At 59.1% G+C, this 12031-nt stretch carries 11 protein-coding genes; 8 read left to right on the forward strand and 3 right to left on the reverse strand.

Going from position 1 to position 12031, the window contains the following annotated elements:
• The first annotated feature begins 11 nt into the window (after nucleotides 1-11).
• The 4 genes from H1B27_RS05520 to H1B27_RS05535 all read left to right on the forward strand — a co-directional run bounded on the left by H1B27_RS05520 (nucleotide 12) and on the right by H1B27_RS05535 (nucleotide 5441).
• Nucleotides 12-1304: a BREX system ATP-binding domain-containing protein gene (locus H1B27_RS05520; RefSeq protein WP_197965295.1), complete on the forward strand. Its 1293-nt coding sequence runs from the start codon at nucleotides 12-14 to the stop codon at nucleotides 1302-1304.
• Entirely contained in the window at nucleotides 1301-2755 is a 1455-nt protein-coding gene (locus H1B27_RS05525) for a BREX system ATP-binding domain-containing protein (RefSeq protein WP_197965296.1), read from the forward strand. The genes H1B27_RS05520 and H1B27_RS05525 overlap by 4 nt, the downstream gene beginning before the upstream one ends.
• On the forward strand, nucleotides 2746-4752 hold the full coding sequence (locus H1B27_RS05530) for a DEAD/DEAH box helicase (protein WP_197965297.1): 2007 nt from the start codon (nucleotides 2746-2748) through the stop codon (nucleotides 4750-4752). Before H1B27_RS05525 ends, H1B27_RS05530 begins: the two co-directional genes overlap by 10 nt.
• A 182-nt stretch (nucleotides 4753-4934) precedes the next feature.
• A complete protein-coding gene (locus tag H1B27_RS05535) occupies nucleotides 4935-5441 on the forward strand; it encodes a hypothetical protein (RefSeq protein WP_197965298.1) in 507 nt (168 codons plus the stop codon).
• Between the two features lie 131 nt (nucleotides 5442-5572).
• Here H1B27_RS05535 and H1B27_RS05540 read toward each other — a convergent pair whose 3' ends face one another.
• Nucleotides 5573-6361, reverse strand: coding sequence for a hypothetical protein (locus H1B27_RS05540; RefSeq protein ID WP_197965299.1), 789 nt, complete (start codon nucleotides 6359-6361; stop codon nucleotides 5573-5575).
• A 296-nt stretch (nucleotides 6362-6657) separates the two neighbouring features.
• Nucleotides 6658-7629, reverse strand: coding sequence for a hypothetical protein (locus H1B27_RS05545; protein WP_197965300.1), 972 nt, complete (start codon nucleotides 7627-7629; stop codon nucleotides 6658-6660).
• Between the two features lie 138 nt (nucleotides 7630-7767).
• Here H1B27_RS05545 and H1B27_RS05550 point away from each other — a divergent pair, with 138 nt between their 5' ends.
• The 3 genes from H1B27_RS05550 to H1B27_RS39970 all read left to right on the forward strand — a co-directional run bounded on the left by H1B27_RS05550 (nucleotide 7768) and on the right by H1B27_RS39970 (nucleotide 9679).
• On the forward strand, nucleotides 7768-8037 hold the full coding sequence (locus tag H1B27_RS05550; protein ID WP_197965301.1) for a hypothetical protein: 270 nt from the start codon (nucleotides 7768-7770) through the stop codon (nucleotides 8035-8037).
• A 200-nt stretch (nucleotides 8038-8237) separates the two neighbouring features.
• The gene (locus H1B27_RS05555; protein WP_197965302.1) at nucleotides 8238-9083 is read left to right on the forward strand and encodes an abortive infection family protein; all 846 of its coding nucleotides are present in this window, start codon (nucleotides 8238-8240) and stop codon (nucleotides 9081-9083) included.
• Between the two features lie 434 nt (nucleotides 9084-9517).
• Nucleotides 9518-9679, forward strand: a complete 162-nt coding sequence (locus H1B27_RS39970) for a hypothetical protein (RefSeq protein WP_245312054.1) — start codon at nucleotides 9518-9520, stop codon at nucleotides 9677-9679.
• Nucleotides 9680-9715: 36 nt separating this feature from the next.
• Here H1B27_RS39970 and H1B27_RS05565 read toward each other — a convergent pair whose 3' ends face one another.
• Nucleotides 9716-10987, reverse strand: coding sequence for an MFS transporter (locus tag H1B27_RS05565; protein ID WP_197965303.1), 1272 nt, complete (start codon nucleotides 10985-10987; stop codon nucleotides 9716-9718).
• 391 nt (nucleotides 10988-11378) lie between these two features.
• On the opposite strand from H1B27_RS05565, the gene H1B27_RS05570 reads away from it, so the two are divergent.
• On the forward strand, nucleotides 11379-11993 hold the full coding sequence (locus tag H1B27_RS05570; RefSeq protein ID WP_194390615.1) for a ribonuclease D: 615 nt from the start codon (nucleotides 11379-11381) through the stop codon (nucleotides 11991-11993).
• Nucleotides 11994-12031: the final 38 nt, after the last annotated feature.

Consider the following 12031-nt stretch of genomic DNA (forward strand, 5'->3'; position numbering starts at 1 on the left):
GGAGATTTATCTTGGACGAGAACATCGCGATTTCCGCTACTGATGCCCGACGGCTGGTAAGCAAGCTTCTCAACGCGCCGATCGCGCCGGGAAACTACTCCCATTTCATCAATGTCGGAACGGACCACATCCTGGACGCGCTCGATCAGAACTATTTTAGGGGCGAGTTGGCCGACGGTCTGGGGTGTTTCAAGTATCTGGAAGGGGATTACGGAAGCGGAAAAACACAGTTCATCAATAGCCTTGCCCGGCGCGCGAGTGAGCAGAGCATCGTTACCGCACTCGTGACTGTCGGAGCCGACTGCCCCTTCAACTCGCCGGCAGCAATTTTCACTGCAATCATGGAGTCGTTTCAACCGCCGGTCGATGAGGAGAATGCGGAGGAAAAGGGTATCGAGGTCCTCATTGACCGCTGGATCGTGCGCAGGATCCGTCAACTCGGTGCCGAACCCGGCGATGATGTGCCGGAGCTTGTCCAGCGGCAAATCGAGCAGCAGATTGGCGGCCTCTGGAAAGGCGCGCCGGATCCGCAGATGGCTGCAGGGCTCACGGTTCTAACGCAGCGTTTGCTGAAACTTCGTTGCGGTGCAAAGGAGGCTGTGTCGGATACCGAGTTGGTGGCATGGGTCCGTGGGTCAAATATCCGCTCGAATGGGCTGAAGAATCTGGGGCTTTTCGAACCCGTCAGGGATGACAATGCATTTCGACGTCTGAAAACCGCAATCGCATTCCTTCGCACGCGAATTGGATATCGCGGCTTTATGATTGCGTTCGATGAAGGAACACGAACCTCCTCATTCAGAAGAGGATCGGTCAAGCAGAAGCAGGCCATCGAGAATCTGCTTACGATGATCAATCAGAACGCGGAGGGGGAGTTTGGCGGCGTGATGTTTGTCTATGCCGCCACGCCCGACTTTCGGTCCGATGTGATCAGCACTTATCGTGCCCTGCAGGACCGCATCGGGACCAAGGCGTTTTCGCGGGGAAGTCCGCAGGTTCCCCTGATCAATATTGAGGACGCCAATTCCGAGGAGGTCATCCATAGCATCGGAAGGCGTTTGCTGGCGGTTTTTAGCAAGGCATACGGCGTCACGTGGGAAAATCAGGTTCAACTCGACAACATGAGCGAACTCCTTTCCGCTCAGCGAGCCGTCCTGTTCGAGACGCCAAAGCCGCGGTACTTCGTCTACCAGTTCTGTCGCTTTCTCAACCAACAGCGTGAGAAGCAGCACAGGATTACACCGCAATATGCGCGGGATTTTGTGAGTAATAACGAACCACCACTCGAGAGCGATAATCCATGATCATGCGAGGGGCGCAGGTCGAACATGGAGAGTTCGGCATCGGAAACGTTCTCTCCGTATTGGGTAATGTTGCCACCGTCGAATTTTTCGGGGAAACCTTCGACGTCGACATCGGTGAGTTGCTTGTCCGTGATAGCCAAAAGCCTGCGGGCTTGCCGGCATCCAGCCAGGCTACGAGCGACTTTAGTTTTCGCCAGTCGTTCGAAGCAGTGAATCTTGGGGTCGTACCGACCAATCCTGATCAGTTGGTCGCGCTGACTATCGGCGGAAAAGACATCTCAAGCGAGATCCGCGCAATTCTGAAGGATGCTCCGACTCAGGGCGCCTGTCGCATCTATATGGGATATTACGGATCCGGGAAATCCCATCACCTGAGGCTTGTAAAAGCCATAGCCCTTCGGGAGGGGTGGGTTACGGCATCTCTTGAACTCGATCCGAAGGCGGCTGACCCTGCAAAGCCCTCGACCGTATACAGGGAGTTGATGGCCGGGCTCGAGTTCCCGATGCGTGCCGATGGGACGCGCTGTGGCGACTTCTTCGACCTGGTCAAAGAGGTGAGAGACAATTGGTCCAAGATTAAGAGCCTCAAGTACTTCAGCCGTTCGCCCTGGTTCAGTCTTGCGATGGAGGCACTCCAGTATCTTACACACCGTCGCGACGACCCGGAGTACGTATCGGCCGTCAGCTGGCTCGCGGGGCAGGTGAAGCAGATCAGTGCAATTCGATCGATCGGCTGGCGCGCTGGGCGAAAATCAATTCCATCGATGCCACAGACAAAAGATACCGGCGTGGTGTATTCGTATCACCTGGTGGTCCTCAATGAGGTCCTGAAGGCTCTGGGTTATCAGGGGCTTGCGCTGATCATCGACGAGGCCGAGCATGTGCGCACATATTCGGCGAGCAGGTACATCCGCGCGAACAACTTCTTCGATGTTCTGGCCCGCTGTGCGCACAAGCCCCGGCCGCATTTTCGTGACCCTCTATGCGACTATGATGTGTCGGGACTTCCGGCATTCTGGAGAGAGGGGCCTCATTTTGCGCTGTTCGTCGGCCTGACCGAAGGTGAAGACACACAGGACCTGAAGCGCAAGGCTGGTGAAATGAGCGTTCTCATCCACGATCCTCGCGAGGTCGTTCGCCTGCGACCGCCAAGCCCCGCCGACTACGAAAACTGGGTCTCGACCTTTCTCGCCGAGTCTGCTGGTAGGCTCGGTCCCAAAATGAACGTGCTGGCGGATGGGCAACTGCGCGCTCGGATCGCCAAGTTGCTTCGGGACAGTTTCGAGCAATTGCCGGATACCGAGAAGCTGCTTCGCAACTGGACCAAAATGGCAGGCTTTCCTGCTGCCGTTCTGATGAGCTACCCCTCGTGTGTCGAACCGGACGAACTGGTTGCGATTGTGGAAGAGGCGGCCCAGCAGATCGCTGGAGACATCCTTCCGTGGGAATAGCCAACCGCGCCGAACTGGCTAGGATGATGCCGGATGCTTTCCCCATCTTCTTTTCGGGGCGCCAGCCCTATGCCGCGCAGGCACTGGTCATGCCCGAGATCGTGAAAGGAAAGAACGTCCTGTTCGCGGCGCCGACCGCATCAGGCAAGACAGAGGCCGCGGTTGCACCACTCTTTCAACGGCACCTTTCCTTCCGGCGCCGTAGGCTATCGACGGTCTACGTGGCACCCACCAAGGCGCTGGTCAACGATCTTTATGAACGCCTGGTTCACTATCTCAGCCGAGATCCTGGTTCAATCGCCCGCTACACGGGCGACAGACACGAGTTGAGGTCGGCTGAAGGCGCGTTTTGTGTGCTTGCCACTCCCGAAGCGCTCGATTCGCTTCAGCTTCGGAGTCCTGACATGCTCGACGGGGTCCGGTCGGTGATTGTCGACGAGATTCACCTCCTGCACGGCGAACCGCGAGGGCAGCAACTACGGCATGTGATTTCCCGGATTCACCGCGCCGCCAAGCCGGCCATGTCGGATCGAGATACGTTCCAGGTGGTGGGAATGACCGCCACACTGGATGACATGAATGGCGTAGCCCAAAGCTGGCTTGGCGAACAGGCGATAGTGCTTTCACATGGTTCGCCACGCGAAATCGATCTCGTGCTCATTGGACCACATAGGACGGACGGAGATCCGAACCGAGCCCGCGCGCGCTCGCTTGCGGAGTGGCTCAACAGATCCGGTGCAGAGAAGGTCTTGGTGTTCGCGAATTCCAGGAACGGCGCTCACGTGATGGCCGCTCATCTTCATCGCGAACTGTCCGGCAGTCGTTGGCCGGTTCATTTGCATTTCGGTGCGCTGGCAGCGGTCGAACGTGAGCGAGTCGAGGAGGAGATGCGCCGAAAGCGCTACGGTGTATGCGTAGCGACGGCCACCCTTGAGATCGGGATCGACATTGGCGACATCGACGCTGTCGTGCTCGCCGATTGTCCTCCAACCGTCAATGCATTCTTGCAGCGCATCGGACGTGGCAACAGAAGGAGCGGCACATGCCGCGTTGTCGCCTTCCGATCGAGGGAGCAGGACGAGCATCTGCTCCGCGCCGTTCTTGACTGTGCCAGACGTGGCGAACTCGACGATGTTCACGACTTCGATCGTCATTCGGTCCGGTTCCAGCAGGTGCTCAGCCTGTGCTGGAGGGCGACTCGTCAGGATCGTCCGCTTTCCATGGCTGAACTCGCCGCGGAAGCCGGCACCGAAGATCATGCACCGGTCGTGCAGGACATGTTGTCGACGGGCTGCTTGGTCGATGTCAGAGGGGCTCTCATTCCATGCGACCGCCTCATGGATGAGGCCGATATGGGTCGAATCCATATTGTGATCGCTGGCCGATCCGCCAGTCCAGTGCTGGATCTTCGAACCGGTAAGACCGCCTTGCACGATGCCGACCAGACGATCGCGGGTGGGGCTGTTTTTCACACGGGCACGCTCCGGCGCCTCATGACTGGCTCCGATGGCGGAGCCTATCTTGGGGGCCCTGCGGATCAGTCAGAGTCGCTCGCCCGTATTAGGGGGACAGGGCCCGCCCGCCCGATGAGTCGCCGGATCCTGTGGAGCCTCGCGAGGCAGAGAGGCCTTGATCCTTCGCGCTGGAGGTTGGGTCGCAACCAGCTTTTGACCTGGGGCGGCGAGACACTCAACACTCTGCTGGCCGCTCTTTTGCGGCGTTCCGTTCCTCGCGGTCGCTTCACTGCGTCCCTTGAGATCATATCTGGCGATTTCAATGCGATCGAACTGTCCATCGATTCAATTCGGGACATTGCATATCGTGCGGAGAATGCGGCCGACCTGCCACTTGAAGTCACAAAGAAGTTTGGTGGGAGCAGCCAGTTCTTCTCCGAACTGTCACCTGTGCTGTCCGCCGAAGAGAGGCGGCGCTCGGTACCTTGGCGATCATTCTACGAGTGGCTTGGCTGTGTTACGGGAATCGAAATCGCGGGTTGAAACTCTGGCTTTCTGATGCGGCTGAGAGAAAACGGTCCAAAGCGGAATCAGCTTTCCTCGATTGTGACGTGCAATGTGCAATCCCCCGTTTCCTAGTGGATTATCGCGTAGTGCGCACTTCGGTTGGCATGTGCTGCGCTCAAGACCAATAATATCTACGGATGCACTTCAGGGAGGGCTCTATGGCGAAAACACTGCAATTCCCCGATCTCGTCTGGAAAGAACGAACTGCCGCGTATGGAGTAGAGGTGGGAATCGACCTTCTTCCTCCTAAATTTGACGGAAAGTGGCGCAGAAATGTCGAGCGCTCTCTCGACAAATGGGTTCGATCTAAAAAATTCACGAAGTCGGCGACTCTTTGGATGTGGGGAACGATGAGCTCCAACTTCCTGCATGAGAACAATGGACCTTGCTGGTCGGAATTCCTAGTGGCAGTCGGCTTGCCAGAGGCATTCCTGACCGATCTGCAAGACGATCTCTTGAGGTCATTTCACAAAGGCGTCCGAGCATCCGAGGCTATCGAACTGTTCCGGGACGACGGCTGGGCTGCAATCTGCCATGTCCAGGATGGCACGGTCTGGATCCAAGAGGATGTCGACTTATGGGTGCCCTACATCGACAAGGCCGGCCGAAAGCGCGAAGGTATACTGAAAGATCGACCAACAAATCCAAACTTGCGCAGGGCGTGATGGCGGTACGTCACGCCCCAGCCTACATTCCCCAGTCTGCCCGGCGTTTGCCCAGCGCGTTGGCTCGGTAAAAAGCAATGCGAGCTCAAAGAAAAGGGGCGGAAGTCGCCTCCCTTGTTCTCGGACGAACGTCACGCTGAGAGAGCATCCACCTGAAAGCGAAGCTTCTCGAGGGCGGCGTCCAATGTGCTGGCGTTTGTCTTGGATGATAAGGATTCCCGGCTCTTGCGTCCCAAAAAATAAGAGATCCGCTCAGCGTTTGCCCCACTAGGATGCGGCAGCCCACTCAAAACTTGCTTCCGGTCCAACAGCCCTCGTCCAGACAGATATTCTAGAGCTCGAGCCGCTTGGGGGCCGAGTGGAAGCCATACTGCTTCGCGCAAGGACCGTGCTTCTTCTACCAAGTACTTGTCGATCATCGATTTGAGTAACGGCGTTTTCAGCATGTCGGGGTTACCGTTGTAGTTCGATTCGCCGACGAAGACCGGGTAACGCAAAGCGGAGGTGAAATGAACCAACCCGCATGAGGGATCAAAGATCTCAGCGCATGATACCGCACCAAGCAAGGGAGCTAAGCCGATATGGTCGAGCATTGAGACTAGACCTGTCCGCATGGATCCACTGAAGCTGCTGGTCTGCTTGGCGAGCCGAGAGGCTTCGCTCTTTTCCTTGCCAGCCGTTAGAGCCGCAGACGCCGCCACGAGTGCGTTTACCGCCTGTGTTCGACCAGGAGTAATTCCAACCACGACGAGCCGCGCGTCAAGAGCGACGAAGTCAAACGGCGCGTAGCAAGTGGTCAGCAATCCGTCACGCGCCAGGGTGAGTTTTTGGAGCAGGTCTCCTTCCGCCAACTCACGCGGTGTCGCGCTGCCGATCGCCGAAGCGTAACGATCGAAGAGACTTACATTGTTCAAGTCCATGGGCAGTTCTCCAATTCGTTTTTATTAGGGTCGGTTGAAACGTCGAGTGCGACGAGCTGCTGTGACCAACCGACCGTTGTCCCCGACCACGATGTAGACGTTTAGCCACGGTTCGACCTTTTGGAGTGAGCGACGATCGCCAAAGTGATGTTCGAGCCGTCTGACTGCCGCCTTGTCGAAGAAGTACCTATCGGCTCCGCCGCACCTCATCTCTGAGCCGAAGCGTTCGAGTAGTTCCACCATGAAAGGTGGGATAGCTCGTTGTCGGAGCCGTACTTCAGAGTGATGGCTGAGGTTCATCGCGTGGCACCTTGGGTCGCGGCGAGCCCAAGTTCCTGAGCGGATCGAGGTCGAAAGCCGGCTGCGGTCACGATGCCCCAGTTGCCAGCGGAATTTGGGCGCCTCCAATAAGCAGTCGGCTTCATCCGAGCGAGCGCGTCCAAAGCTTGGCGATAGTCGGTGAAAGTCGTCTCAGATCCCTTAGGTCCGAGTGTGTACTTGCCATTGCGTTGACACTTCGCCGGATCGAACTCCGTTTGATCACTGGCGAAGGGAACCCATAGGAGTTCTCCCTCCAGCGCAGGTTCATTATTCGACGACGAAAACACGTCCGCTGATGACTGATGCCAAATGGAGGACTTGAAATCACCTCGGGCGTTAAGCCATGTCAGCGCACTGGCTGCAGTGATCCTCCCGTCCTTCACTTCCAGGCCGGAGCCGCTCGATGGTGTGAGCGCATTGCGCATGCTTTTTTGACCGAGCCGCACCAGCGCAGCTAGTTCATCCGGCAGCAGTCCTGTTCCTTCGTCGAGACCGAAGCGAGCTTTGGCCGCCAACAGTGTTCGATCGATTTCTGCGGTCTCTGTACCTTCGGGCTTACTCGGCGTGACTGCAGTACTCACTGCTTCGATGAGGTTCTTAATGTCTGCGAGCGTGCAGGGCCCTCCGTCGATGGGCGAAAGCCCAAAAAAGGCGTAAGCGTTGAGGCTCGTGAGCTTCTGGGACAGCGGCAAGTCAAGGAGTTCAATGGGAGTGGTTTCTTCCCAAAGAGTCTTCCATGAGACTTCGGGCATACGATCCGATGCCCGGTCTGACAAACCTAGGGCGCCATGCAGGCAAATCATCGCTTTTTTGACCGCCTCGGGATTCAGGCAGAGAGCTTCGAGACGTTCACCTGTGCGGATGATGAGTGCCGCAACGTCGTCCGCTTCGAAATCCTCGTAAGCTTGGCCAAACTCTTGAAACCGCTTGGTGTAGATCGGGTCCATGCGAGCATCTCCTCAAAGGAAGAATGATAAGAACTGTCCTTTCAGTCTCACAAACCGTGGTCTTTGACAAGGAGGAATAATGGACTCATTTATCCTTTGCAGCTAAAGTCTAATACGTCGGAATTGACGGGAGTTCGGATGAGCAGAAAACGATCCGCGGCCTACGCGGGCGGACTCTGGTGCGGTGCCGCGACAGTCGAGCAGATGAAACTGGCAATGAAGCGCTTGAGCACTCCGACCATCGCGCCCGTTCTTCTGTTTGCGTCTCTTGCCGAGCTGCCCGGCGGGGCCTCTGCGGCCTGCAATGGCTGCAAGATCAATGTGCCGGACGGCTCGCTACCGGCGCGAACTCACGGCGAGGCTGTCGGGGGAGCCATCGTGGTGCCGGCCGCAAGCCTCGCCACGTAGACCATGGCCGCCCCCAGTATGCCCCACGCGAAGGCTTACCTTTAAACAGCTTTCTGCCGGAGTCGGTTGCCGGGGCAGGTACGCTCAACCGGGCTCCTCCCCCTTCGAAGGTCAGAGCGCTATGATACAATCGTGGGACAGGCGATTCATCATGGCGTTGGCGGCACAGCACTGTCTCGGCGGGTCAGACGGTTAGCGAGATGGTCACTATCAAGCGTTCCGAAATGCGTCAGATCGATCAGGTATTCGGGATGGAGGGCGGCTATGTCCTCGATTTCTCGAACAGGACCTTTTCGGAGTTTTTCGAGGACGAATTCGGGATCAACATCTACGACGATAAGTATCACGTCCGCGGCTCGTCCAAGGCCAATCTGCTGCGCGGGTTCATCGACGTTGAGGACGGCTACCTTGTCGGCAAGGCGCTACGAAAGCTTTACGACTACCGCAGCGGGACGGTCGCCGTGCGGGATGCTGCTCAGCTCCTGCCTGAAGACACACAGAAGCAGTTCTACCAGCTCGTAGCGAGAATCGAGTCGGGGGCAAATCCCCCTGTTCTCGGTTCGCTGTCAAACGCTGCTCAGGTCCTAAACTTCGATACCGTCACGCGGGACATCGAGCGGGCGCTGGCCAGCGCGGACAAGGACCCCGAGGACGCGGTTACGGCGGCATGCTCGACCGTTGAAAGCGTGTGCCGCTCGATCCTGATTGAGCTCGGCCTCGGCCTGCCCGAGAAGAAAGACATCAAGGGGCTGTTTGCTGCGGTACGCAAGCCATTGGGGCTGGGCACCGACCGCGACGACCTCGATCCGCTGATTGCCGACGATGTACGGAAAATCCTGAACGGGCTTGCGACCGTCATCGAGGGCATCGGCTCTCTTCGGACCCATGGAGGCGATGCCCACGGCAGGGAGCGGGGCTACACGAGAATTGATCGCAGGATTGCAAGCCTCGCGATACATTCGGCGAGCACCGTAGCATTGTTTCTGATTGAGACGTGGCAGAGAAGGCATCCCGCCCGTGAGCTCAAACTTCACACGGCGGCATAGCGGCGCGTCCTTCTTCCGGACCGGGCTGTAGGCATCCGCAAGCCGCAAAGCGGTTGCTTGGCGGTGCCAGGACTCAGCGCCGGTGCCTCACGGCCCTCGCAGCCTTTTTTTGGACCACAAGCGCAATCGCGCATCACACGTATCGATGGACGATGATACATTTAGCTGGTACAAAGCTTCAATCCGGTGTGGCTCTAAGCCTTTGATCTAGCTAGCGTTGCTGGGATTGGACGACAATCCTTTCCTGGGCACCATACGATTCTGGATCGCAAATAAATCCAGATAGATAAGCCCTTTCAGAGTGTTGCGTTGGCATCGGGGCCATGAGCCGAGAAAGTGCAATGCGCTGTGGCTTGGGATCGTGTGCTTTGGGCTTGTGCCTCTTGATCGGTGCGTGTGCTTCTGCGAACGCCGCCGCAAGAGGGCATCACAAGTTGCGACCTGTCATCGTTCGGCCGGGCCAGGCCACGGCTCCGGTCTATGTCACTCCGAATGGCGTGCGCATCTATCGCGACGACTCCGTTCCCGGCGGTCTGCGGACCGACCACGACGACCCTCCCGCCTATGACGATCCATCCAAGTTCGGCGGCGGCTGATTGACGAGCCGGGCTGCTGCTGCGGCAAGGTGCCCTTCACACCACCTGCTTCCCCGCCCGCTCCGCCACCGCCTTCTGCACAAAATACATCATCACCAGCGTGACGATCGTCGTCGCGACCACGACGTAGCCGATCCGGTCGAAATGAATCAGCGAGCCGTCGGGCGCCTGCGCGATGATCGCGCCGGCGAGCACCGAGCCGAGGCCGCCGGAGAGCTGCTGCAGCGAGGCGCTGACCGCGCTGAACGAGCCGCGCTGGCTCGCGTCGGGGATCGCCGACATCAGCGCCTGCGACGGGATCATCCGCGAGAAGATGCCGACGAACATCAGGACGTTGACGAGGATCGCGGTCGCGAGCGAGACGTGGCCGAGATGTGTGTAGATCAGCACCATGACCACGGTCATCGCGCAGCCGAACACGAAGGTCGGATATTTGCCGAACGCATCGCTGGCCCGTCCGACCAGCGGTCCCGTGACGATGCTGAACAGGCCGGAGACGAGATAGATCGTCGGCAGATGCGTGATGTCGATGCCGAGATTGTGCACGGTGAAGGCGCTGGAGAACGGCATCAGCATGTAGCCGCCCGTCGCCAGTAGCGTCGTGACGGCGAAGGCGAGCGTATAGCGTGGCTGACCGATCGTCGCGATCAGATGGTGGAACGGGTTCTTGTCCTGCTTCAGCTTCAGATGCGCATCGACCGGCTCCATCACGAGGGCGATGATTGCGATCGCTGCGATCGACACCACGACGATCGCCGCGAAGCAGACATGCCAATTCCAGTGATTGGCGAGAAACAGTCCGGCCGGAATGCCGAGCACCTGGCTCGCGGCGAACGCCGTCTGGAGGAAGCCCATGACGCGGCCGCGCAGGTGCAGCGGAAACAGGTCGGTGACGATGGCGAGCACCACCGCGCCGATCACGCCGCCGAACAATCCGGTCACGATCCGGCCGAGCAGCAGCACATGGTAGGTCTGCGCGGCCGCGCAGAGCGCAGTACCGAGCGTGAAGCCGACATAGAAGAACAGCAGCAGCCGCTTGCGATCGAACCGATCGGCGAAGCCGGCGGCGAGAATGCCAGATAATCCCGCACTGAACGCGTAGGCCGACACCGCGATGCCGAACTGCCCCGCCGTGATGCCGAGCGAGGGCATCAGGATGGCGCCGAGCGGCGACATGATGATGAAGTCGAGAATGATCGTGAACTGCGTGAACGTCAGCAGCGCGATGAGGAGCGCCTGGTAGCGCGAGAAGCCGCGCTGGCGTTTCCCTTGGTCGTCGATCGGCGCGGCGAGCGTCGGTTCGGTCATAGGCACTTCATTCGTCGTGAGCGGGCGAGGGCGGAGGGGCCGGCAACAGATAGGGTGTGCCGGGGCGAATTGCAGCGGGCCGGCCTGAAAACCTGGTCTGCCGGAAAGAGCGGCGGCCCATCATTTCGCGCGCCGTGGGGTGTGAATCACCTTGATTGGGTCGCGACTGATCAAGCGCTTCCGCGAGCTCAGCATGCACGAGAGTGCAGGACCAGCCGATCCCTCCAATCCCGCCTTAAGGGATCGCCGACCTGCACGCCATCGCCGCGATCTGACCGGCCGTCAGGTCACCGCCGCCGCTTGCGTGACCTCTCGCCAGTGGCTACATCGCGGTCCATCCGTTTAGCCTATGATATCGACGCACCGATTCGACCCGAGGTTTTGACACGCCATGACCGTACGTCTGCACCGCGGCGACTTGCCCGACCTGTCCCGCTACACCGGGGCGGTGGCGATCGACACCGAGACCATGGGGCTGAACCCGCACCGCGACCGGCTCTGCGTGGTGCAGCTCTCGCCCGGCGACGGCAGCGCCGACGTGGTGCAGATCCCCAGGGGACACACCGATGCGCCGAACCTGAAGGCGCTCCTGGCCAATCCGGCCGTCACCAAGATCTTCCACTTCGCGCGGTTCGACATCGCGGTGCTGTACCAGACCTTCGGCGTCATGACCGGGCCGATCTACTGCACCAAGATCGCCTCCCGCCTGACCCGCACCTATACCGACCGCCATGGCCTCAAGGACCTCGTGCGCGAGGTGCTCAACATCGACCTCTCCAAGCAGCAGCAATCCAGCGACTGGGGTTCCGACAGCCTGACCGAGCCGCAGCTCGCCTACGCCGCCTCCGACGTGCTGCATCTGCACGCCTTGCGCGAACGGCTCGATGCCATGCTGGTCCGTGAAGGCCGCAGCCAGCTGGCGCAGGCCTGTTTCGACTTCCTGCCGACCCGCGCCTTGCTGGACCTCCAGGGCTGGGCGGAAGAGGACATTTTCGCGCATTCCTGAGGCCCCCTGCGGCGGTTACCCTGAGGTTGCCGCCCCGT

Source organism: Bradyrhizobium diversitatis, from assembly GCF_016031635.1.
In the GTDB taxonomy this organism is placed as follows: Bacteria; Pseudomonadota; Alphaproteobacteria; order Rhizobiales; family Xanthobacteraceae; genus Bradyrhizobium; species Bradyrhizobium diversitatis.